General features: G+C 72.6%; 24 protein-coding genes and 1 riboswitch. Of the genes, 11 read left to right on the top strand and 13 right to left on the bottom strand.

What is annotated here, in order from left to right:
* Nucleotides 1-5 precede the first annotated feature (5 nt).
* From LG395_RS21800 to rocD, 4 genes are all read left to right on the top strand, one after another.
* Complete coding sequence (locus tag LG395_RS21800) at nt 6-173, top strand: hypothetical protein (RefSeq protein WP_171158614.1); 168 nt, start codon at nt 6-8, stop codon at nt 171-173.
* Nucleotides 174-209: 36 nt separating this feature from the next.
* Entirely contained in the window at nt 210-695 is a 486-nt protein-coding gene (locus tag LG395_RS21805; protein WP_171158612.1) for an Lrp/AsnC family transcriptional regulator, read from the top strand.
* A 153-nt stretch (nt 696-848) separates the two neighbouring features.
* Nucleotides 849-1,658, top strand: a complete 810-nt coding sequence (gene ddaH, locus LG395_RS21810) for a dimethylargininase (RefSeq protein WP_171158610.1) — start codon at nt 849-851, stop codon at nt 1,656-1,658.
* Nucleotides 1,658-2,875, top strand: coding sequence for an ornithine--oxo-acid transaminase (gene rocD / locus LG395_RS21815; protein ID WP_225810919.1), 1,218 nt, complete (start codon nt 1,658-1,660; stop codon nt 2,873-2,875). Before ddaH ends, rocD begins: the two co-directional genes overlap by 1 nt.
* 48 nt (nt 2,876-2,923) lie before the next feature.
* Here rocD and LG395_RS21820 read toward each other — a convergent pair whose 3' ends face one another.
* The 3 genes from LG395_RS21820 to LG395_RS21830 form a co-directional block, all read right to left on the bottom strand.
* Nucleotides 2,924-3,586, bottom strand: a complete 663-nt coding sequence (locus LG395_RS21820; RefSeq protein ID WP_225810920.1) for a DUF305 domain-containing protein — start codon at nt 3,584-3,586, stop codon at nt 2,924-2,926.
* 92 nt (nt 3,587-3,678) lie between these two features.
* A complete protein-coding gene (locus LG395_RS21825) occupies nt 3,679-4,089 on the bottom strand; it encodes a DUF6153 family protein (RefSeq protein WP_225810921.1) in 411 nt (136 codons plus the stop codon).
* 119 nt (nt 4,090-4,208) lie between these two features.
* Nucleotides 4,209-4,607 carry a cupin domain-containing protein gene (locus LG395_RS21830; RefSeq protein WP_372463458.1) on the bottom strand — a complete coding sequence of 133 codons (399 nt, stop codon included), beginning with the start codon at nt 4,605-4,607 and terminating at the stop codon, nt 4,209-4,211.
* Between the two features lie 323 nt (nt 4,608-4,930).
* On the opposite strand from LG395_RS21830, the gene LG395_RS21835 reads away from it, so the two are divergent.
* Nucleotides 4,931-5,653 carry a lysophospholipid acyltransferase family protein gene (locus LG395_RS21835; protein ID WP_171160189.1) on the top strand — a complete coding sequence of 241 codons (723 nt, stop codon included), beginning with the start codon at nt 4,931-4,933 and terminating at the stop codon, nt 5,651-5,653.
* A 58-nt stretch (nt 5,654-5,711) separates the two neighbouring features.
* Complete coding sequence (locus tag LG395_RS21840) at nt 5,712-6,734, top strand: NAD-dependent epimerase/dehydratase family protein (protein ID WP_225810923.1); 1,023 nt, start codon at nt 5,712-5,714, stop codon at nt 6,732-6,734.
* 111 nt (nt 6,735-6,845) lie between these two features.
* Here LG395_RS21840 and LG395_RS21845 read toward each other — a convergent pair whose 3' ends face one another.
* The 8 genes from LG395_RS21845 to LG395_RS21880 all read right to left on the bottom strand — a co-directional run bounded on the left by LG395_RS21845 (nt 6,846) and on the right by LG395_RS21880 (nt 13,618).
* A complete protein-coding gene (locus LG395_RS21845) occupies nt 6,846-8,411 on the bottom strand; it encodes an alpha/beta hydrolase (RefSeq protein WP_225810924.1) in 1,566 nt (521 codons plus the stop codon).
* A 196-nt stretch (nt 8,412-8,607) separates the two neighbouring features.
* Nucleotides 8,608-9,375 (bottom strand): urease accessory protein UreD, encoded by a 768-nt coding sequence (locus tag LG395_RS21850; protein WP_372463456.1) that lies wholly within the window; start codon nt 9,373-9,375, stop codon nt 8,608-8,610.
* A complete protein-coding gene (gene ureG / locus LG395_RS21855) occupies nt 9,363-10,040 on the bottom strand; it encodes an urease accessory protein UreG (protein WP_171158603.1) in 678 nt (225 codons plus the stop codon). The genes LG395_RS21850 and ureG overlap by 13 nt, the downstream gene beginning before the upstream one ends.
* 61 nt (nt 10,041-10,101) lie before the next feature.
* A complete protein-coding gene (locus tag LG395_RS21860; RefSeq protein WP_171158602.1) occupies nt 10,102-10,776 on the bottom strand; it encodes an urease accessory protein UreF in 675 nt (224 codons plus the stop codon).
* A complete protein-coding gene (locus LG395_RS21865; RefSeq protein WP_225810925.1) occupies nt 10,776-12,497 on the bottom strand; it encodes an urease subunit alpha in 1,722 nt (573 codons plus the stop codon). The genes LG395_RS21860 and LG395_RS21865 overlap by 1 nt, the downstream gene beginning before the upstream one ends.
* Entirely contained in the window at nt 12,490-12,801 is a 312-nt protein-coding gene (locus LG395_RS21870; RefSeq protein WP_014671283.1) for an urease subunit beta, read from the bottom strand. Before LG395_RS21870 ends, LG395_RS21865 begins: the two co-directional genes overlap by 8 nt.
* A gap of 9 nt (nt 12,802-12,810) precedes the next feature.
* A complete protein-coding gene (locus tag LG395_RS21875; RefSeq protein WP_030655145.1) occupies nt 12,811-13,113 on the bottom strand; it encodes an urease subunit gamma in 303 nt (100 codons plus the stop codon).
* Nucleotides 13,114-13,339: 226 nt separating this feature from the next.
* Entirely contained in the window at nt 13,340-13,618 is a 279-nt protein-coding gene (locus LG395_RS21880) for a type II toxin-antitoxin system Phd/YefM family antitoxin (RefSeq protein ID WP_171158598.1), read from the bottom strand.
* 86 nt (nt 13,619-13,704) lie between these two features.
* Here LG395_RS21880 and LG395_RS21885 point away from each other — a divergent pair, with 86 nt between their 5' ends.
* The 3 genes from LG395_RS21885 to LG395_RS21895 all read left to right on the top strand — a co-directional run bounded on the left by LG395_RS21885 (nt 13,705) and on the right by LG395_RS21895 (nt 15,703).
* Nucleotides 13,705-14,340 carry an ATP-dependent Clp protease proteolytic subunit gene (locus LG395_RS21885; protein WP_225810926.1) on the top strand — a complete coding sequence of 212 codons (636 nt, stop codon included), beginning with the start codon at nt 13,705-13,707 and terminating at the stop codon, nt 14,338-14,340.
* Between the two features lie 7 nt (nt 14,341-14,347).
* Nucleotides 14,348-14,653 carry a hypothetical protein gene (locus LG395_RS21890; RefSeq protein ID WP_171158594.1) on the top strand — a complete coding sequence of 102 codons (306 nt, stop codon included), beginning with the start codon at nt 14,348-14,350 and terminating at the stop codon, nt 14,651-14,653.
* 418 nt (nt 14,654-15,071) lie between these two features.
* Nucleotides 15,072-15,226: riboswitch (cyclic di-AMP (ydaO/yuaA leader) on the top strand.
* Between the two features lie 3 nt (nt 15,227-15,229).
* On the top strand, nt 15,230-15,703 hold the full coding sequence (locus tag LG395_RS21895; protein WP_171158592.1) for a C40 family peptidase: 474 nt from the start codon (nt 15,230-15,232) through the stop codon (nt 15,701-15,703).
* A gap of 724 nt (nt 15,704-16,427) precedes the next feature.
* On the opposite strand, the gene LG395_RS21900 is transcribed toward LG395_RS21895, so the two are convergent.
* A complete protein-coding gene (locus tag LG395_RS21900; protein ID WP_171158589.1) occupies nt 16,428-16,883 on the bottom strand; it encodes an ATP-binding protein in 456 nt (151 codons plus the stop codon).
* 212 nt (nt 16,884-17,095) lie between these two features.
* Here LG395_RS21900 and LG395_RS21905 point away from each other — a divergent pair, with 212 nt between their 5' ends.
* On the top strand, nt 17,096-17,956 hold the full coding sequence (locus LG395_RS21905; RefSeq protein WP_171158587.1) for a helix-turn-helix domain-containing protein: 861 nt from the start codon (nt 17,096-17,098) through the stop codon (nt 17,954-17,956).
* Between the two features lie 9 nt (nt 17,957-17,965).
* Entirely contained in the window at nt 17,966-18,187 is a 222-nt protein-coding gene (locus LG395_RS21910) for a DUF397 domain-containing protein (protein ID WP_171158586.1), read from the top strand.
* A gap of 77 nt (nt 18,188-18,264) precedes the next feature.
* On the opposite strand, the gene LG395_RS21915 is transcribed toward LG395_RS21910, so the two are convergent.
* On the bottom strand, nt 18,265-19,392 hold the full coding sequence (locus LG395_RS21915) for an 8-amino-7-oxononanoate synthase (protein WP_225810927.1): 1,128 nt from the start codon (nt 19,390-19,392) through the stop codon (nt 18,265-18,267).
* Between the last annotated feature and the right edge of the window lie 103 nt (nt 19,393-19,495).

The raw sequence follows: 19,495 nt of genomic DNA on the forward strand, positions 1-19,495 counted from the left end.
TCGCGATGCCCGGTTCCACGAACGGTTCCACCAGGACGATGGGGGCGCTCACGGTCGGCGGGCTGGTCGTCGTGACCGCCTACACGGTCGCGCTCGGCAGCAACGGCTGGCTGTGGTTCGGATGGGTGGTGCTGGGGCTGCTGACGCTCGCCCTGGTGGTCACCCAGTCGTGAGCCGCGGGGGCGGGCGGGGCTGACTACAGTGCCCGCATGAACAGCAGGACGCCCTCGTTCGACGAGCTGGACCGCCAGATCGTCACCGCGCTCATGACCAACGCGCGGACCAGCTTCGCCGAGATCGGAGCGGCGATCGGGCTGTCCGCCACCGCGGTCAAGCGGCGGGTGGACCGGCTGCGGGAGACCGGGGTGATCACCGGCTTCACGGCGACGGTCAGGCCGTCCGCGCTGGGCTGGCGGACGGAGGCGTACGTCGAGGTGTACTGCGAGGGCGCGGCCCCGCCCCGGCGCCTGGCGGAGGTCGTCCGCAACCATCCGGAGATCGCGGCGGCCATGACGGTGACCGGCGGCGCCGACGCGCTGCTGCACGTGCGCGCCCGGGACGTGGAGCACTTCGAGGAGGTGCTGGAGCGGATCCGCGCCGAGCCGTTCATCCGGAAGACGATCAGCGTGATGGTGCTGTCCCACCTGCTCCCGGAAAGCCCGGAAGCGGGTGCCACCCACGCGGCACCCGAGTGACCGGACCGGCGCGCAGGAGTCGTGCGTGCGCCCCGGCAACAACGCAGCGATCCTGCCTGTCCGCGCAGCTTTTCTCGCTTGTCGCCCGTCTTCCTCTCTTCCTACCGTGGTGTCACCCCTCAGTGACACACAGGAAAGCGGAGGAAACCCTCTGTGACCGCAAGTCGTGTGCCGCGTTCCCGGCGGTTCCTGGTCTGTGAACCCAGACACTTCGCCGTCCAGTACGCGATCAACCCCTGGATGCATCCCGACAAGCCCGTCGACGTCGACCTGGCCCAGGAGCAGTGGCAGCAGCTGATCCGCGCCTACCGCGACCACGGCCACACCGTGGACTCCGTCGAGCCGGTCCCCGGCCTGCCGGACATGGTGTTCGCCGCCAACGCGGCCTTCGTCGTCGGCGGCCGGGTCTTCGGCTCCCTGTTCCACGCCCCGGAGCGCCGCCCCGAGTCGGTGCACTACGACACCTGGTTCAAGGCGGCCGGCTACGACGTCCACCGGCCCGAGTCGGTGACCGAGGGCGAGGGCGACCTGGTGTGGACGGGCCGGTACGTGCTCGCCGGCACCGGGTTCCGCACGACGCGCGAGGCGCACCGGGAGGCGCAGGAGTTCCTCGGGCACCCGGTGATCGGCCTGACCCTGGTCGACCCGTACTTCTACCACCTGGACACGGCGCTGTTCGTCCTCGACGACGACAACATCTGCTACTACCCGGAGGCCTTCTCGCCGGGCAGCCGGGAGGTCCTCAAGCGCCTGTACCCGAACGCGGTCCTCGCCACCCGCGAGGACGCGATGGCCTTCGGCCTGAACTCCGTCTCCGACGGCCGGAACGTCTTCATCGCGCCCCGGGCCGAGGCGCTCGCCGAGCGTCTGGCCGGCCACGGCTATGTCCCCGTCCCCGTCGACCTGTCCGAGTTCCACAAGGCCGGCGGCGGCATCAAGTGCTGCACCCAGGAGATCCGCTGATGACCGCACCCGCGCGCACCCGTACCTCCGACGACCTGATCCGCGCGGAGGAGCCGGTTCTCGCGCACAACTACCACCCGCTGCCCGTGGTGGTGGCCCGTGCCGAGGGCACCTGGGTGGAGGACGTCGAGGGCAACCGCTACCTCGACATGCTGGCCGGCTACTCGGCCCTGAACTTCGGCCACCGCCACCCGGCCCTGATCGAGGAGGCACACCGCCAGCTCGACCGGCTCACCCTCACCTCCCGCGCCTTCCACAACGACCGGCTGGCCTCCTTCGCCGAGCGGCTCGCGGAGCTGACCGGCCTGGACATGGTGCTGCCGATGAACACCGGCGCGGAGGCGGTGGAGAGCGGGATCAAGGTGGCCCGCAAGTGGGCGTACGACGTGAAGGGCGTCCCGGCCGGACAGGCGACGATCGTGGTGGCGGCGGAGAACTTCCACGGCCGTACGACGACCATCGTCAGCTTCTCCACGGACGAGACGGCCCGGTCCGGCTTCGGACCGTTCACGCCCGGTTTCAGGATCGTGCCGTACAACGACCTGGCTGCGCTGGAGGCGGCCGTCGACGACACGACGGCGGCGGTGCTGATCGAGCCGATCCAGGGCGAGGCCGGGGTGATCATCCCGGACGACGGCTACCTCGCCGGGGTGCGGGAGCTGACCCGCCGCGCGGGCTGCCTGTTCATCGCGGACGAGATCCAGTCGGGCCTCGGCCGGACGGGCCGCACCCTCGCCGTCGAGCACGAGGACGTCGTCCCGGACGTGCTGCTGCTCGGCAAGGCGCTCGGCGGCGGCATCGTGCCGGTGTCGGCCGTGGTGGCCCGGCGCGAGGTGCTGGGGGTGCTGCACCCGGGCGAGCACGGGTCGACGTTCGGCGGCAACCCGCTCGCCGCGGCGGTCGGCACGGCCGTGGTGGAACTGCTTCAGACGGGTGAGTTCCAGCGCCGGGCGGCCGAGCTGGGCGTGGTCCTGCGGGACGGGCTGACCGAGCTGACCGGCAAGGGCGTGACCGGTTTCCGCTCGCGCGGGCTGTGGGCCGGCGTGGATGTGGACCCCTCCCTCGGCACCGGGCGGGAGATCAGCGAGCGCCTGATGCGCGAGGGGGTCCTGGTCAAGGACACCCACGGGTCCACGATCCGGCTGGCGCCGCCGCTGACGATCACCGCGGAGGAGCTGCGGTCGGCGCTTGCGGCCCTGGAGAAGGTACTGGCCTGAGGGACGGGCGGGGGCCGGTGCCGGCACCGGTCCCCGCCCGCCGTGCCGTCAGTGCGTGCCGAGGAGCTGCCTCATCTCCTTGATCTCGGCGTTCTGCGCGGTGACGATGGCGTCCGCCATGGTCTTTGCGGGGCCGTACTGGCCCCTCTCCTTCTCGGTGGTGGCCATCTCGACGGCGCCCTCGTGGTGGTCGACCATCATCGACAGGAACCTGGTGTCGAAGTCCTTGCCGGTGGCCTTCTCCAGGTCCGCCATGTCGGCCTCGCTCATCATGCCGGACATGCCGGACATCCCGGAGTGGCCGGAGTGGTCCATACCGGCCATGGGGGCCTGCTCGCCCCAGGACGTCAGCCAGCCGGTCATGGTGCGGATCTCCGGGCCCTGCGCCTTCTCGATGCGCGAGGCGAGGTCCTTCACTTGCGCCGAGGAGGCCCGGCCGTCGGCGAGCCTCGCCATCTCAAGGGCCTGCCGGTGGTGCGGGATCATGCCCTGCGCGAAGGAGACGTCCTGGTCGTTGTGCGCGGCGGCCGACGCGCCGGGAGCGGCCGACGCGCCCGGAGTGGCCGACGCGCTCGCGGCGGCGGAGGGACCGTGGCCGGTGTGGCCGCCGTCCGCGCTGTCGTTGTCGCCGCCGCAGGCGGCCAGGACGAGGGCTCCGGTGACGGCGACCGCGGCCAGGGCGGCACGGCGCGTCAGGGTACGGATGGTCATACGGGGAACTCCTGCTGTTTCGGAGGGATGTCGGGCACGCGTGGACACGACCGCGGCGCCTGCGCCGGGGCAGGCGGGCGGCCGGGGCGGCTCTAGATCCGCAGGAGTTGGAGTTCCGCCAGATCGGGCGGGGCACGGGCATCGTCCGGCGCGGTGGCCGGACCGGGGCGCGGACAGGCGGCCGGTGCGACGACGGCCACCGGGTCGGCGGCCGGCACGGGCAGCCGGGGGCCGCCGTCGAGGGCGCCCGAGACACAGCTGGGGTCGGCGTGGTGCATCCGTTGGCCGCCGCAGTGACCGGCGGCGTCCGGGCAGTCGTCCGGCGCGCTCACGGCGACCGCACCGGAGGCGGCCCGGGCGACCCCGGCGTGTCCGGCGTGACCCATGCCCCCGCCGGGCGCCAGCGCGTGCATCCCGAGCAGACCGGCCAGCAGGGCGAGCACGAGCAGCCCGCGGTGCCGCCGCCGGGGCGGTCGCGGGGCGTGTGCTCGGCTGCCGGTCATCGGGGACATCGTACGAGGGCCGGATGCGTCGGGCGTGCGAGGGCACGCCGGATGGGGTCGGGCCGGGTTCCCGTGGTGCAGGCGGCCGCCCACGACGCAGCGGGCGCCTCGACGCCGGATCAGCCTCCGGAGGGACGCGGGGCACGCAGGTGCGCCCGCTCCCGCAGCTCCTCCTCCTCGACCAGCCTGAGCATCGGCTGACCCGGCGCGCACACCATGGTCACCACGAACGTGGTCGGGGCGTCCGACAGGGCGTTGCCGTCCTGGTAGTGGATCACGTCACCGCCCGGCTCCCAGAACGTCCCGCCTGCCTCGACCACCCGCTCCGGCTCTCCCTCGAGCTCGAACCGGACCGCGCCCTGGATCACGTAGCCGAACGACGGGCCCGAATGGCGGTGCGGAGGCAGTCCGGGGTGACCGGGAGGCCAGTCGACGAGGATGGTCATCGCCGAACCGCCTCCGGGGAAGAAGGGCGGAGTGACCTCCTGGAGCAACTTGACCTCGGGCGGCAGGTCCATGTCCTGGACGGCCCGGTGCTCAGGGTTGTTCTCCGGCATGTGCCGCACCTCCGTGGGCCTGCCCGGGACGGACGTTCCGGCGTCGGCCGCTCGGCCCTCAGGACCACCCTGCCCCCCGTCGACGGCGGCCACCATCCGGGAGCCGCCGGCCGGCGGCTCCCCCGGTTCTGGCGGCCATCGGCCGATTCGGCAAGGGGCCAGCATAAGACCCCGCGAACATGGCTACAGATGACGGCAAGTGCACGTCAGCCATGCCCGCCGACCCCGGGTCGGCCTGGGGAGACGCCGGTTCGAAGGCGAGCCGGCGAAGTGAGGAGCGAGCCGTGTTCTACTACCTGCTCAAGTACGTGGTCCTCGGCCCGCTGCTCAGAGTGGTCTTCCGGCCCCGGATCGAAGGTCTTGAGCACGTGCCCGCGTCGGGGCCGGCGATCATCGCCGGGAACCACCTGTCCTTCTCCGACCACTTCCTGATGCCGGCGATACTCAAACGCCGCATCACCTTCCTCGCCAAGGCGGAGTACTTCACCGGTCCCGGCGTGAAGGGCCGGCTCACCGCGTTCTTCTTCCGCAGCGCCGGGCAGATCCCGGTGGACCGCTCCGGCAAGGAGGCGGGACAGGCCGCGATCCGTGAGGGGCTCGGCGTGCTGCGCAGGGGGGAGCTGCTCGGCATCTACCCGGAGGGCACCCGGTCGCACGACGGCAGGCTCTACAAGGGCAAGGTCGGGGTCGCCGTGATGGCGCTCACGGCAGGCGTCCCGGTGGTGCCGTGCGCGATGATCGGCACGTTCGAGGCACAGCCGCCCGGGAAGGTCGTCCCCAGGATCCACCCGGTGACCATCCGCTTCGGCGAGCCCCTGGACTTCTCGCGCCATGCCGGCATGGAGCACCAGAAGGCCGTGCTGCGGGCCGTCACCGACGAGATCGTCCACGCCATCCTGGAGCTGTCGGGGCAGGAGTACGTCGACGAGTACGCGGCCGTCGTCAAGGAGCGGCACGCGGCGGAGCAGAGCGCGAGGCGCAGGTTCCCGCGGGCGCCGCTCAGTTGACCTCTGCCGTCGGCAGAAGGACGGCTGCGGGCCGGGGACGGATGCCTAGGCTCGGCGTATGAAGACAGCTGTGGTGATCGGGGCGAGCGGGCAGATCGGGCGTCCGGTGGTTCAGGCGCTGGCGCGGGACGGCTGGGCGGTGACGGCCGCCTCGCGCGGCGGCGGCCGGGACGCGGCGTGGGACGAGGGGGTGCGGACGGTACGGCTGGACCGCGCCGACGGCGCGGCCCTTGCCGCGGTGGTGGGCGACGGCTGCGACCTGCTGGTCGACGTGGTCGCCTACGACGCGGGGCACGCACGGCAGGTGACGGGGCTCGCGGGCCGGATCGGCTCGGCGGTGGTGATCTCCAGCGTGTCCGTGTACGAGGACGGCGCGGGACGGGGCTTCGACACGATGGGCGAGCCGGACGGCTTCCCCGGCTACCCGGTGCCGGTTCCCGAGACCCAGCCGACGGTCGCTCCGGGTGAGGCCACCTACAGCACCCGCAAGGCCGCGCTGGAGCGCGAACTCCTCGCTCCCGGCGCCGGGCTGCCGGTCACCGTGCTGCGGGCGGGCGCGGTGCACGGGCCGTACAGCCCGCTCCCGCGCGAGTTGTACTTCGTGCGGCGCAACCTGGACGGGCGGCGCGACCGGGTACTGGCGTACCGGGGCGAGAGCCGGTTCCATCCGGCGAGTGTCCGGAACATCGCCGAACTGGTGCGGCTGGCGGCGGCCCGGCCGGGCTCCCGGGTGCTCAACGCCTGTGACGGCCAGGCTCCCACGGTCGCCGGGATCGGTGCCGCGATCGACGCGGTGATGGGGGTGGAGACCCGGACCGCGTACCTCGACGGGCCGCCGGCGGGCTCGGTGGGCCGGACCCCGTGGTCGGTGCCGGGGCCGGTGGTGTGCGACATGTCCGCAGCCGAGCGGGAGCTGGGCTACCGGCCGGTGGTGTCGTACGCGGAGAGCCTGCCGGAGACGGTGGAGTGGCTGACCGGGGCGCTGCGCGGCCGGGACTGGCGGGAGGCCTTCCCGGTGCTCGCCCAGGCCTACCCGGACCTGTTCGACTACGCGGCGGAGGACGCCTGGCGCGCGGCCTAGCCACCGTACGGGCGGGAGGGCGGCCGGGCGGGAGGGCGGCCGGGCGGGAGGGCCGCATGGACGAGGGGCGGCCGGAAGGTCCGGCCGCCCCTCGTCACCGTGCCGGTGCGGTCACGGCTTGGGCGTGGCGTGCGGCGCGCAGGTCACGTCCTTGCCGTCCAGCGTGCCGTCGAGCAGGTAGGCGTCGACGCGCTGGTTGATGCACGGGTTGACCAGGCTGGTCACGCCGTGGGAGCCCGCGTTCCGCTCGGTGATCAGACGGGAGCCCTTGAACCGCTTGTGCAGTTCGACGGCGCCCGCGTACGGGGTGGCGGCGTCCCGCGTGGACTGCACGATCAGGACCTTCGGCAGTCCGTGGTGCGTCCTGACCTCGACCGGGGTGTGCTGCTTGGCCGGCCATGTGGCGCAGGGCAGGTTCATCCAGGCGTTGGCCCAGGTCAGGAACGGGTAGTCCTTGTTGAGCCGGGTGTTGTCCCGGTTCCACTTCTGCCAGCTGGTGGGCCACTTGGCGTCGGCGCACTCGACGGCGGTGTAGACGGCGTTGCCGTTCTCCGCGCTGATGTTGCCGGCCGTGTCCGACAGGTCGGGGGCGGCGGCGTCGACCAGCGCCTGGGTGTCACCGGCGAAGTACTTGCTGAACACGGTGGCGACCGGCACCCAGGAGGAGTCGTAGTACGGCGCGCCCTGGAAGAAGGAGATCAGCTCGGCCGGGCCGACGACCCCGCCGATCGGGCTCTTCTTGGCGGTGGCGCGCAGCTGGAGCCACTTGTCCTGGACGGCGGCGCGGGTGGTGCCGAGGTGGAAGGCGGCGTCGTTGGCGGCGACCCAGTCCTGCCAGTCCTTCCAGCGGCCCTCGAAGGCGACGTCCTGGTCGAGGTTGGCCTCGTACCAGATCTTCTCGCGGGAGGGGTTGACCACGCTGTCCACGATCATGCGGCGGACGTGGCCCGGGAAGAGCGTGCCGTAGACGGCGCCGAGGTAGGTGCCGTAGGAGACGCCGAGGTAGTTGAGCTTCCTCTCGCCCAGCGCGGCCCGGATGACGTCGAGGTCGCGGGCGGTGTTCGGCGTGGTCATGTGCGGCAGCATCGCGCCGCTGTGTTCGGCGCAGCCCTCCGCGTACTCGCGGGCCAGCTTGCGCTGCGCGGTCTTGTCGGCCTCGCTGTCGGGCACCGGGTCCATCTTGGGTGCCTTGACGAACTCCTGCGGGTCGACGCAGGAGATGGGCGCGGAGTGGCCGACGCCGCGCGGGTCGAACCCGACGAAGTCGTAGGCCTTGGCCACGTTCGCCCACACCGGGGCCTTGGTCGTGACCCGGCGCGGGAAGCGCAGGCCGGAGCCGCCGGGGCCGCCCGGGTTGTAGACCAGCGCGCCCTGGCGCTCCTTCTTGGTGCCGGTGTTGCCGATGCGGTCCACGGCGAGCTTGATCTGCTTGCCGTAGGGATGGGCGTAGTCGAGCGGCACGCTGACCCAGCCGCACCGGATGGGCTTCTCCAGCCCCCAGTCGGCCGGGCAGTCCTGCCAGTCGATGCCCGTCTTCGCGGCCCGGGCTGCGGCGATCTCGGCGCCCTTGGCCTCCCGGTCCTGCGCGGGCCGGCCGGTGGCGCCGGCCGTGGGAGCCGAGACCACGCCGGCGATCAGGGTGGCGGTGACGAGTGCTCCAGCGGAACCGAGTGCCATCAGGCGGCTCTTCGGTCTGTTCTCCCTCAAGTGGGGCCCCTCCCCGTACCTCGCTGCGAGTTGTCAGGCGGGGATCCTCTCGGCTGTGAGTCGGCTGAGAACAGGGGTCGTCACCTATCTTTACCAATCCGATAACCGGACGATCATGTTCGGTTCTTCGGGCGGCCCGGATGTCTCACCGGACGGCCCGGATCTCTCAGCCGAGCCCGGCCAGTGCCTCGTCCAGGAGCCCGCGCAGTCGCAGCGCGTCCGGCGCGACGGCGGTGACGAGGACGGCGGGCCCGGCCAGGGGTACCAGCGAAGCACACTCCCCCAGCATCCGCGCGGCCACCGGGCCATCGGCGAACTCAGGCCGTACGACGACGAGTTGTCCCACCGCACGGCGACCCGACAGCACGGCGGGCCCGTCCCAGCCGCCCGGCGCGCCGGGTCCGCAGGCCAGTTCCTGGTCCAGGACGGTCCGGCCCGCGACCCGCACGGTGAGCCGGCTGGTGAGGCGACCGGGGGTCTCTCCGGCCCGCCCCAGCACCTGCTCCTCACGCAGCACGCACCGGGCGCCGGCGGCGAGGTCGGCCCGGGTGGTGACGCGCAGGTCGCTGCCGCCCGCGGAGATCAACTGCTCCGGCAGCCAGTGCAGTTCGGCACCGTCGGCCACCTCGAGCCGGACGTCGTAACGGGCCTCGCCCTTGGCCTGGCCCGGCAGGGCGAGGGTGGCGGCGGCCGACCCGACGTGCAGCCTGGCGCCCTCCTCCACCCGTGCGTCGAGCGTGAAGCGGTCACCGCCGAGCGGCCCGCTCATGGCGCCGACGACCATGACCCTCGCCTCGGCTCCGGCCGACCGGGTGCGGCGCGGTGCCAGGGGGCCCTCGCCGTCCAGGACGGGCAGGGCCGTCCCGCCGCGGCCGTCGGCACGGGCGACGATACGGGCGCGTCCCCGGACCCCGGTGACGGTCACGCCGTCCACGCGGCGAGCCGCTCACGGACCCAGGCGGCCACGTCGGCGACACCGGACTCCCCGCGCAGCGACTGGAAGACCACGGGGAGTTCGCCCCGCTGCGCCTTGGCGTCGGCGGCCATCCGGGCGAGGTCGGAGCCGACGTGCGGGGCGAGGTCGGTCTTGTTGACGACGAGGAGGTCGGCGGTGGTGACGCCGGGTCCGCCCTTGCGCGGGATGTCGTCGCCGCCGGCCACGTCGATCACGAAGATCTGGGCGTCCACGAGCCCCTTGGAGAAGGTGGCGGTGAGGTTGTCGCCGCCGGACTCGACGAGGATCAGGTCCAGGGGGCCGACCGCGTCCTCCAGGTCCTCCACCGCTTCGAGGTTGGCGGAGATGTCGTCGCGGATCGCGGTGTGCGGGCAGGCGCCCGTCTCGACGGCGGTGATCCGCTCGGGCGGCAGCACGGCCTCCCGGAGCAGGAACTCGGCGTCCTCGCGGGTGTAGATGTCGTTGGTGACGACGGCGAGGGACAACGCGTCGCGCAGCGCCCGGCAGAGGGCGGCGACGGTGGCGGTCTTGCCCGAGCCGACCGGGCCGCCGAGCCCGATCCGCAGGGCGCGGCGGGCTCCGTCGGGGCGGCGCGCGTCCGCGCTGAGGGCGGCGGGGGCGGGGTGGGTGTGTCCGAGGTGCATGTACGGCTCCTGTGATCGGTGGGTGCTCAGCCGAGCGCGTGGCGCGTGCGGGTGGGCGGACTCATGACGCGAACAGCCGCACGGGCCAGCCCGCGTGCCACTCCGCGCCCACCTCCAGCAGGGGTGCGGACGCCGCGGGCAGCGCGTCGGCCCCCTCGTCGGCCGCCCTGCGCGCCGCCTCCACGGCGCAGTCCGCCACGCGGTCCAGTTCGGGGGCCAGCCGGGCGAGAACGCCGGCCGCGTCGAACGGGTCGAGGCTGAGCAGCCGCACCGTGGCCGTCGCCGGCCCGCTCACGCTCTCGTACACCGCGCAGTGGGCCGCGTCCTCGGGAGCGAGACCGGCCGCCCGGGCGGCGAGACCGAGCACGACGGGCTGGTGGGTGCCCTTGGGGAACCGGCGGGCCACGGCGTCCAGTTCGGCGGACGGCCAGGTCGCCCTGGCGGCCCGCAGCAGCTGCCGGCCGAGGCGTCGCCCGGCGGCGCGCAGGGCCGGGGACGGCGTACGCGCGTCGGCCGCCGCGTCCAGCTCGCCCGGGTCGGCGCCGAGGACGGCCGCCGCCGCCAGTGCCGCCGCGACCAGCCCGGCGGTGTGCAGCCGGCCCCGGCAGAACTCCTCCAGGCTCGGCGCGTCGGTGACGCGGCCCGCCCTGACGGCGGCCTCCGCCCCGCCGGAGTGCGCGTGCCCCCCGGCGGGGAAGCGGCCGTCGGCCAGGACGAGCAGTGCTGCCCTGGACATCAGAAGAGGAAGTAGCGCTGGGCCATGGGCAGTTCGGCGGCCGGGGCGGCCTCGACGAGTTCGCCGTCGATGTGCACGGCGAAGCTGTCGGGGTCGATCCTCACGTCCGGCCGGGCGTCGTTCTCGCGCATGTCGGCCTTGGTGACCGCGCGCGTGGACTGGATCGTCGCGAACCGCTTGCCGAGTCCCAGCCGTTCCGGCAGGCCGTCCTCGATCGCGAGGTCCGCCACGAAGTTGACGGAGTTGGCGGCGGGCGCCCGGCCGATGGCGCCGTACATCGGGCGGGGCAGGATCGGCTGCGGGGTGGGGATGGAGGCGTTGGCGTCGCCCATCTGCGCGTACGCGATCTGCCCGCCCTTGATGACGAGGAGCGGCTTGACCCCGAAGAACGCGGGATCCCACAGCACCAGGTCGGCGAGTTTGCCGGTCTCGACGGAGCCGGTCTCGGCGGCGAGGCCCTGGGCGAGCGCGGGGTTGATCGTGTACTTGGCGACATAGCGCCGGACCCGGTGGTTGTCGGCGCGGCCGTCGCCCGGCAGGGCGCCGCGCCGGCGTTTCATGACGTGGGCCGTCTGCCAGGTGCGCAGGATCACCTCGCCCACCCGCCCCATCGCCTGGGAGTCGGAGGAGATGATCGAGATCGCGCCGAGGTCGTGCAGGATGTCCTCCGCGCCGATGGTGGAGGGCCGGATCCGGGACTCGGCGAACGCCAGGTCCTCGGGGACGGCCGGGTTGAGGTGGTGGCACACCATCAGCATGTCCAGGTGTTCCTCGGTCGTGTTGACGGTGAAGGGCCGGGTCGGGTTGGTGGAGCTGGGCAGGACGTTCGGCTGCGAGACGACCGTCATGATGTCCGGGGCGTGGCCGCCGCCGGCGCCCTCGGTGTGGTACGAGTGGATGCCCCGGCCCGCGATGGCCGCGAGGGTGTCGCCGACGAACCCGGCCTCGTTCAGGGTGTCGGTGTGGATGGCGACCTGGATGCCGGTGCGGTCGGCGACCGTGAGCGCCGCGTCGATGACGGCGGGCGTGGAGCCCCAGTCCTCGTGCAGCTTCAGACCGACGGCGCCGCCGCGGATCTGGGAGAGCATCGCGTCGTGGCTGACGGTGTTGCCCTTGCCGAGGAAGCCGACGTTGACGGGGTAGGCCTCCATCGCCTCCAGCATCCGGGCCAGGTGCCAGGGGCCGGGGGTGACCGTGGTGGCCTTGGAGCCCTCGGCGGGTCCGGTGCCGCCACCGACCAGGGTGGTGACACCGGAGGCCAGCGCCTCGTCGGCCACCTGGGGGCAGATGAAGTGGACGTGCGCGTCGATGGCGCCGGCGGTCAGGATGCGCCCGTTGCCGGCGATGATCTCGGTCTCGGGGCCGATGACGAGGTCCGGGTGGACGCCGTCCATGGTGTCCGGGTTGCCGGCCTTGCCGAGGGCGGTGATCCGGCCGTCGCGGATGCCGACGTCGGCCTTGACCACGCCCCAGTGGTCGACGACGACCGCGCCGGTGATCACGGTGTCGGGGGTGCCGTCGGCGCGGGTGGCGCGGGACTGGCCCATGGACTCGCGGATGACCTTGCCGCCGCCGAAGACCGCCTCGTCCCCGGAGCCTCCGGGGCCGCCGCAGCGGTCCTCCTCGATCTCGACGAGCAGGTCGGTGTCGGCGAGCCGGATGCGGTCGCCGGTGGTGGGGCCGAACAGGTCGGCGTAGGCGGCGCGGGAGATCTCAGGCATCGAGGGCGCCTCCGGTCTCCCCGCGCAGTCCCGGCACGATACGGGCGCCGGTCAGGGGGACGAGCTCGACCGCCACGGGGATGCCGGGCTCGAAGCGGACGGCGGTGCCGGCGGCGACGTTGAGCCGCTTTCCGCGGGCGGCGGCGCGGTCGAACTCCAGACCGGGGTTGGCCTCGGCGAAGTGGTAGTGGGAGCCGACCTGGACCGGCCGGTCGGCGGCGTTGAGGACGGTCAGCCGGGTGACCTCGCGGCCCGCGTTGCACACGACGGGGTCGTCAGCGAACAGGATCTCTCCGGGAATCATCGCGGCCCCTCAGACGATCGGCTCGTGGACGGTGACGAGCTTGGTGCCGTCCGGGAAGGTGGCCTCGACCTGGACGTCATGGATCATCTCGGCGACCCCGTCCATCACGTCGTCCCTGGTCAGGATCTTGCGGCCGGAGGACATCAGCTCGGCGACGGTGCGGCCGTCCCGCGCGCCCTCCAGGATGTGCGAGGTGATGAGGGCGACCGCCTCCGGGTGGTTGAGCCTGAGCCCGCGGGCCCTGCGCTTCTCGGCCACGTCGGCCGCCACGTGGATCAGCAGCCTCTCTTGCTCATGCGGGGTCAGTTGCACGTCCCACCTCACAGTCCTTGCTCCGGACCGTGCGGGGTCCGGTCGCCGCGGCCACCACGACGGGGACAGATGTAACACACGGACAAATCCCCGGAGTTTCGTCAATCCGGGCAGAAAAACCCCTGGTGGCATCGATCGGCAGGCTAGAACGCCGGAGTTTCAACGACGTTAACCAGACCTTGGCCGGCCCATGACCGGCCGATGGACTCCCGTGGGGACGCGGGGCTCAGGAGGCGCCCGGCCGGCGGTGCTCCGCCGCGATCCCGAAGCGCCGCTGTTCGCGGGAGGCGGAACCGGTCTCGTGGACCCGGGAGACGGAGCTGATGACCTGCTCCTCGGCCGGCTCGTCCAGGGCGTCCAGCCGTTCCAGGTCGGCGGCCGAGACCAGCGCGACCAGCGGCTTGCCGTGCCGGGTCACGACGACGCGCTCACCGCCGTACACCACGCGGTTGATCAGGTCGGCGAGTTCAGCCCTGGCTTGCGTCACCGGAATCTCGTAGGCCATACCCCCATCATAACGTCACGTACGTCCTGTACATTTTTTACAGAAGCCGAGCCCATCGGGGCCTCGTCATGAGGAGGGGTACGTCCATGTCCCGACCGTCCGCCCGCCATGTCCTGCCCGAGTTCACCGAACGCACCGGGAGCGCCGTGCGCACCCTCGATCCGTACGCGAAGCTCTTCGAGGACCGGATCGTCTTCCTCGGCACGCCGGTCGGCACCGCGGCGGCGAACGACGTGACCGCGCAGCTCATGTACCTGGAGCACGCGGCGCCGGACCGGGACATCACGCTGTACGTCAACTCGCCGGGCGGCTCGTTCGACGCCATGACGGCCATCTACGACGTGATGCGGTACGTCGGCTGCGACGTGGCGACCTACTGCCTGGGCCAGGCCTCCGCCTCGGCCGCGGTGCTGCTCGCGGCCGGCACCCCGGGCAAGAGGTTCGCGCTGCCCGGCGCCCGCATGGTGCTCGAGCAGCCCGCGCTGCCCGAGCCGGTGCGCGGACAGCCCAGCGACCTGCTCATCCAGGCGGAGGAGTTGACCCGGATCCGCGCGACGCTCGTGGAGATGCTGGCGCGGCACACGGGGCGCACGGCCGGGCAGGTCCACGAGGATCTGGAGCGCGACCTGATCCTGGACGCCGCCGGGGCGGTCGCCTACGGTCTGGTGGACGGCATCGTGCCGACCCGCCGGGGCACGCCCGGCGCACCGGACGCGAGGTGAGCCGCCCATGCTGCCGGACCTCCCGCCCCTTCCCGCGCTGACCGGCGCCGAGGGCGAGTTGATCGACCGTTACCTGGAGGCGGTCGACCTGCTGGGCCGCATCAACCCGGCCCGGCCCGGGGACACCTACCGCGGGCTGCGCGCGGCCCAGGCGCTGGTGCGCAAGGCGGCAGAGCTGCGGGACGCGCTCGCGCTGATGCACCAGCGCGGCGAGACGGAGCTGCACGGGGACACGCTGGCACGGGCGTTGCGGGTGCTGGACGGCGAGCGCCGGGCCGCTCGCGTCGCGCTCCCGCCGGACGGCGTCGGCTGAGGCGGACGCCCCGCCGGCCCGGCCGGCCCCGCGCGTCGACACGCGTCCTCCGGACGGGACTTGAAACGGTCCGAACGACGTACCGCCGACCGGTGTACTTCCCGATCGGTTTCCGGGCCTCCCGAGTTGCGCCGAGCGCCCGCGCGTCGGCCGCCGGGAGGCGCTTCGCCCCAGGTCGGGGGCTACGTCCGGGATCTGACGGACGCTCGAACAGAGCAGCGTCCACCCGAACGGGTGAGTGGTGAGTAACGCCACAAATCCCCGATTCCGTTGGGATTTTCCGACGATCGTGAGCCAAGATCCGTGTCTGACGACAAGCCCCCGCCACCGCGGCGGGGCGATCCGGGCGGACGCCGAGTCCTGCCGCCGCCCGGATGACCGGTCGACGGAGTGGATCGGCAGGAGTGGAGGACCCAAGCAAGTCGGGTCGCCGGAACAGACGTTCGTCCGTAGGACACGGACGGGGCGTCGGCTCCGGGCAACCCTTGGGGTGAAGCCGCGGCAACGCGGCCGGGCAACTTCGCCAGCCCGAATCCGACAGGTCATCCTTCACAGGCGGCTGACGAAGGGTTGCGCATGACTGCGCTCAATCGTGTCCCGTCGCTGATGGCCCGGGCCGGCACGGCCTCGGCTCTGACCCTCGCCGCCGTGGGCGGCTCGATCGCGGTGCCCGGCCTCGCCACCGACGCGTCCGCCGCGACCATGGCGACGAAAGCACTCAAGGTCGCGGCCTCCAAGAAGGGCGCCCCCTACGCGTGGGGAGCCACCGGGCCGCGCCGGTTCGACTGCTCGGGGCTGACGCTCTACTCCTACAAGAAGGCCGGCAAGAAGCTGCCGCGCACCGCCGCCCAGCAGTACAACAAGACGCACCACATCTCCTCCAGAAGCCGCAAGGCGGGCGACCTGGTCTTCTTCCACTCGGGTTCGTACGTCTACCACGTCGGCATCTACGCCGGTCACGGCAAGATCTGGCACGCCCCGAAGACCGGGGACGTGGTGAAGCTCGAGAGGATCTGGACGAAGAGCGTCTGGTACGGCCGGGTCAGCTGACCCGCCCTCGCACGAGCAGCGGCGGCGGTGACAGAGCCGCCGGCGGCGCGTGGGCGAGCCGCCGGAGCGAGCCGTGGGTGAGACCCCGGAACCGCGGCTCGGCCCGGCGTCCGGTGGCTGCCAAGGCGTTCCAGCGATGTGACGCCGGACTGGGGCGCGTGGGTTCCGCCTCGCGCCCCGGGGGCTCCGGCTCAGCCCCGCATGGGCAAGGACGGCGCAGACCAGAGATCCGCCCAGGTGCCTCCCGCCGACCGCGTCGGCGCCTGGGCGGGCCGCGGAAGCGTCCCAGGGGTGAGACGCCGAACCGAGGCGCGGGCGCCGCCTCGCGTCCAGGTGTGCTGTCCCGGGACATTGGTGGCATGCGTGCCAGGTGCTTGCAGGCGCACCCCGACGTACGCGTCCCGGTCGTGGACGGCGACCGGCCGGTGAGGGGCCGGTGGAGCTGCCCGGGCAGCCGCTGATCAGCGTGGTGCCGCGTCCTCCGGACCGGCGGGAGGCCGAGGCCCCGGGGCTGGATGGCCTCGTACGGGACATCGGGGCGGCGCTCCCGACCGAGGGTGGGCGGGCGCGTGGTCCCGGTGGCGTGCCAGGTGGAGGAAGGGGCCGCCTGGACGCTGCGGCGGGGAGCACATGCGGCCGGGGAAGAATGGGCGAGCGCGGGCCACGCCTGCCTGCCGCGCCGCCGCCAGGCCGGTCCGGGAACACCCCCGTCCCGCCCTGAGGGTCACGGCTCCTGCCGGCCCGCCGGTACCGGGGTCACCGGGATCGTCCAGGGCAGTTCGATCGAGACCGTCTTGCCGCCCTCGCGCGTGGGGCGGACGCGGAGTCTTCCGCCGCACTCGGCCGTGAGACAGCGGATGATGACCATGCCCCGGCCGTTGTCCTGCTGGACGGCGGCGGGCAGTCTCTTCGGGAAGCGGGGATGGCTGTCCGTGACGCCGATGCGCAGGTGTTCGTCATGGTGCAGCGCGAGGTCGACCGTGAAGGTGGGTGACTGGCCGAAGGTGTGCTGTACGGCGTTCGTGGCGAGTTCGGAGACGATGAGCCGCACGGTGTCGGCGACGTCGGTGTCGGACGGCAGGCCCCACTCCGCCAGGGTGCCCACGACGTAGGAGCGGGCGGCGGAGACCGAGGCCGGATCGCTCGGCAGAGTGACGGATGCTTCCAGGTGGTCTGCCATGGCGACGTCGTCCCTTTCCCACGGGCCCGTGGTCCGACAGGTGGCGGAGGGTTCGAGTACGGTCCCGGACTGGTGCTTGTTCGCCAGCCTGCCACCAACGGGCGGTCACGGGGAGCGATCCACCAAGATATGCATATATCTGTCGCTCGAAGCGGTGAACTCTGCGGCGCGAGGCCGTATGTGGAGGGCCCGGAAGGAGTAAGGAGGAGCCCATGCAGAACGGTCCGGCGGTGCGCCGCCGCAAACTGGGCGCCGAACTGCGCATGCTGCGTACCGGTGCGGGGCTCACGAGCGGTGATGCCGCCCGGCTGGTCGGCTGGCACCAGTCGAAGGTGAGCCGCATCGAGACCGGCGCCAGCGGTGTGAAACCGGCCGATCTGCGGTTACTGCTCGACGCCTATCAGGTGCGGGACGCGCATCTGCGCGAGTTGCTGCTGATGCTGGCCGGGTCGGACGACGCGGGCGGCCGGCACCGCTGGTGGCACGCCTACCGCGGGGTGCTGCCGCCCACCTACCGCGACTTCATCAGCCTGGAGTCGCAGGCGAGCGCGATGCGCACCCTGGAGACGACCGTGGTGCCGGGGCTGCTCCAGACACCGGAGTACGCCCGCGCCGTGACCCGTGCGGCCGTGAAGGACCTGGACGAGGACCGCCTGGACACACTGGTGGAGGTGCGTCTGGCCCGGCAGGACGTGCTGCGTTCCGACCCGCCGCTGGTGCTGAGCGCCGTACTGGACGAGGCGGTGCTGCGCCGCGAGGTCGGTGGTCCCCAGGTGATGGCCCGGCAGCTGGAACGGCTGACGGAGGCGGCCCGGCTGCCCCAGGTACGGCTCCAGGTGCTGCCGTTCGCGGCGGGGGCACATGTCGGACTCACCGGGCCTTTCGTTATCTTCTCATTTCCGAGCACTTCTGATCTGGACGTGGTTGTTCTCGACCAGTTGACGAGTAGCCTCTACCTGGAGCGGAAAGAAGACCTCATGGCCTACTCCGAGGCCTTCAACACCCTTCAGTTCCACGCCCTTTCCCCCGAGGAATCGTTGGACTACATCGCCGGGATAGGTGACGGCGCGTAAGGAGGCACCATGTCAGCTCTGCCTCGGAACGTCCCTGCCAGTACCGACCTGCATGCCGTGAGCTGGCTGCGCAGCAGCTACAGCACGGGCGCGAACAACTGCGTGGAGACGGCCCGGCCGCGCTCCGGCCCCGGGGCCGGACTGCTCGCCGTGCGCGACTCGAAGAACCCCGCCGGACCCGCTCTGCTCTTCTCCGCCGGCAGCTGGTCGGAGTTCGTCCGCACGCTCTGACCGGAGGTCAGCCACTCCGATCGGAACCGATCACCCGTTCGGTCACCCTCGTGCGGCACACGGCCGTGTACGCCGACTCATGGTCGCGTTTCGCCGATGACTCGTACAGCGCGTTCGATCTCCGCCCCGGACAGGTCCGCCCGGGCGGTCAGCCTCAGCCGTGAGACGCCGTCGGGCACGGAGGGAGGACGGAAACAGCCCACGGCCAGGCCTGCCGCACGGCAGTCGGCCGCCCAGCGCACCGCCCGTTCCGGGGACGGAGCCCGCACGGAGACCACCGCGGCGTCCGGACGCACCGCTTCCAGACCCGCGGCGGTCAGCCGCGCGTACAGCTCCGCGGCCACCTCACGGGCCCGCGCCGCCCGTTCGGGCTCACGTTCCAGCAGCCGCAGCGCGGCCAGCGCGGCGCCGGCCGCGGCCGGTGCCAGGCCGGTGTCGAAGATGAACGTCCGGGCCGCGTTGACCAGGTGGTCGATCACCCGGGCCGGGCCGAGCACCACCCCGCCCTGGCTGCCCAGCGACTTGGACAGGGTGGCCGTGACTACCACGTCCTCCGCGCCGGCGAGCCCGGCCGCGTACGGCGCGCCCCGGCCACCGTCGCCCAGCACGCCGAGCCCGTGCGCGTCGTCCACGACCAGCCCCGCGCCGTGCTCCCGGCACGCCTCGGCCAGCGCGGTCAGCGGTGCCCGGTCCCCGTCGACGGAGAACACCGTGTCGGACACGACGATCGCGTCTCCCGCGTGTCCGGCCAGGGCCTTGCGCACGGCCTCCGGATCGGCGTGCCCGACGACCTGCGTCTCGCCCCTGGCCAGCCGGCAGCCGTCGATGAGGGAGGCGTGGTTGCCCGCGTCGGACACGATCAGCGAGCCGTGCGGACCGAGCGCGGTGACCGCGGCCAGGTTGGCGGCGTACCCGGAGGAGAACACCAGGGCCGCCTCGAACCCGCAGAACGCGGCCAGCGCCCGCTCCAGTTCGGTGTGCAGGGCCGTGGTGCCGGTGACCAGCCGGGAGCCGGTGGAGCCGCCGCCCCAGGTCCGGGCGGCCCCGGCCGCTCCCTCGACGACCTCCGGATGGCGGGTCAGGCCCAGGTAGTCGTTGCTCGCCAGGTCCAGCAGCGGTGTGTCGGCGGGGCGCGGACGCAGGGTGCGCACGAGTCCGGCGCGGCGGCGCGCCGCGGCCTGCTCGTCGATCCAGCCGAACGCCATGGGTCCTCCGGTGCTTTTGTAGGTAGCGGACAGACCCTAGCGGTACGACCAGCCGCCCAGGGTGTGGCAATACCCACACGGTGAACCTGCTCCGTTGTGCGAA

The organism is Streptomyces spinosus, assembly GCF_020400655.1.
Classification (GTDB): Bacteria; Actinomycetota; Actinomycetes; order Streptomycetales; family Streptomycetaceae; genus Streptomyces; species Streptomyces argyrophylli.

What these genes read in the sequence shown, in the direction of transcription:
- ureG (WP_171158603.1), bottom strand. Translation starts at nt 10,040, where the DNA reads ATGCACCTCGGACACACCCACCCCGCCCCCGCCGCCCTCAGCGCGGAC.
- LG395_RS21865 (WP_225810925.1), bottom strand. Translation starts at nt 12,497, where the DNA reads ATGCCTGAGATCTCCCGCGCCGCCTACGCCGACCTGTTCGGCCCCACC.
- LG395_RS21825 (WP_225810921.1), bottom strand. Translation starts at nt 4,089, where the DNA reads ATGACCGGCAGCCGAGCACACGCCCCGCGACCGCCCCGGCGGCGGCAC.
- LG395_RS21870 (WP_014671283.1), bottom strand. Translation starts at nt 12,801, where the DNA reads ATGATTCCCGGAGAGATCCTGTTCGCTGACGACCCCGTCGTGTGCAAC.
- LG395_RS21905 (WP_171158587.1), top strand. Translation starts at nt 17,096, where the DNA reads ATGCAGAACGGTCCGGCGGTGCGCCGCCGCAAACTGGGCGCCGAACTG.
- LG395_RS21915 (WP_225810927.1), bottom strand. Translation starts at nt 19,392, where the DNA reads ATGGCGTTCGGCTGGATCGACGAGCAGGCCGCGGCGCGCCGCCGCGCC.
- LG395_RS21860 (WP_171158602.1), bottom strand. Translation starts at nt 10,776, where the DNA reads ATGTCCAGGGCAGCACTGCTCGTCCTGGCCGACGGCCGCTTCCCCGCC.
- LG395_RS21840 (WP_225810923.1), top strand. Translation starts at nt 5,712, where the DNA reads ATGAAGACAGCTGTGGTGATCGGGGCGAGCGGGCAGATCGGGCGTCCG.
- rocD (WP_225810919.1), top strand. Translation starts at nt 1,658, where the DNA reads ATGACCGCACCCGCGCGCACCCGTACCTCCGACGACCTGATCCGCGCG.
- LG395_RS21805 (WP_171158612.1), top strand. Translation starts at nt 210, where the DNA reads ATGAACAGCAGGACGCCCTCGTTCGACGAGCTGGACCGCCAGATCGTC.
- LG395_RS21830 (WP_372463458.1), bottom strand. Translation starts at nt 4,607, where the DNA reads ATGGACCTGCCGCCCGAGGTCAAGTTGCTCCAGGAGGTCACTCCGCCC.
- LG395_RS21890 (WP_171158594.1), top strand. Translation starts at nt 14,348, where the DNA reads ATGCTGCCGGACCTCCCGCCCCTTCCCGCGCTGACCGGCGCCGAGGGC.
- LG395_RS21900 (WP_171158589.1), bottom strand. Translation starts at nt 16,883, where the DNA reads ATGGCAGACCACCTGGAAGCATCCGTCACTCTGCCGAGCGATCCGGCC.
- LG395_RS21885 (WP_225810926.1), top strand. Translation starts at nt 13,705, where the DNA reads ATGTCCCGACCGTCCGCCCGCCATGTCCTGCCCGAGTTCACCGAACGC.
- LG395_RS21895 (WP_171158592.1), top strand. Translation starts at nt 15,230, where the DNA reads ATGACTGCGCTCAATCGTGTCCCGTCGCTGATGGCCCGGGCCGGCACG.
- LG395_RS21800 (WP_171158614.1), top strand. Translation starts at nt 6, where the DNA reads ATGCCCGGTTCCACGAACGGTTCCACCAGGACGATGGGGGCGCTCACG.
- LG395_RS21845 (WP_225810924.1), bottom strand. Translation starts at nt 8,411, where the DNA reads ATGGCACTCGGTTCCGCTGGAGCACTCGTCACCGCCACCCTGATCGCC.
- LG395_RS21820 (WP_225810920.1), bottom strand. Translation starts at nt 3,586, where the DNA reads ATGACCATCCGTACCCTGACGCGCCGTGCCGCCCTGGCCGCGGTCGCC.
- LG395_RS21880 (WP_171158598.1), bottom strand. Translation starts at nt 13,618, where the DNA reads ATGGCCTACGAGATTCCGGTGACGCAAGCCAGGGCTGAACTCGCCGAC.
- LG395_RS21910 (WP_171158586.1), top strand. Translation starts at nt 17,966, where the DNA reads ATGTCAGCTCTGCCTCGGAACGTCCCTGCCAGTACCGACCTGCATGCC.